The 502-nt window shown below is 60.2% G+C and carries 1 protein-coding gene; it reads right to left on the bottom strand.

Annotation, left to right across the window (positions count from 1 at the left end):
• Positions 1-272: 272 nt before the first annotated feature.
• Positions 273-502: hypothetical protein (locus D9R14_RS22775; protein ID WP_210210904.1), on the bottom strand; the 230-nt coding region annotated here is incomplete at its 5' end.

Raw genomic sequence — 502 nt, 5'->3', positions numbered from 1 at the left:
CAGATTCATAGCGCGAACCAGCCGGATGCCGGGTGCCCCATTCATGACGGCCTTATCGTCATGAGTGGGATCCAGGTTCATAGCGCGAACCAGCCGGATGCCCCATTCATGACAGCCTTATCGTCATGAGTGGGATCCAGATTCATAGCGCAAGGCCCACTCATGTCGATGGAACCGTCATGAATGGGGCACCCAGATGGTGGGAACCAGTTCTCGGGATCCAGATGCGGGGATCCAGTTTTCGGGGTCCAGATGCTGGAACGGACCCTAATCTACCTGTTATCGATCTCCGAGAGCCGTCGCGCGACAGCATGGCCCAGCGCGGGAACGTGCCCCACCAGGCCGAGCACAGCGTCGCGGACCGTATGCATCAGCGGCGACGAGGTTACGGCAAGCTTTGTCATGGTGTCGGTCGTGCTGACCACGTTACGCGCGATCTTCAGCCGTTCCGTCTCCCACTTCGCGATGCCGCTCTCATCGCCCGTCGTGATCGCCTGGTGCA

This window comes from Xanthobacter tagetidis (genome assembly GCF_003667445.1).
Taxonomy (GTDB): domain Bacteria; phylum Pseudomonadota; class Alphaproteobacteria; order Rhizobiales; family Xanthobacteraceae; genus Xanthobacter; species Xanthobacter tagetidis.
Note: the sequence above shows the minus strand (reverse complement) of the source record. Positions and strands in the feature narration are given on the sequence as shown.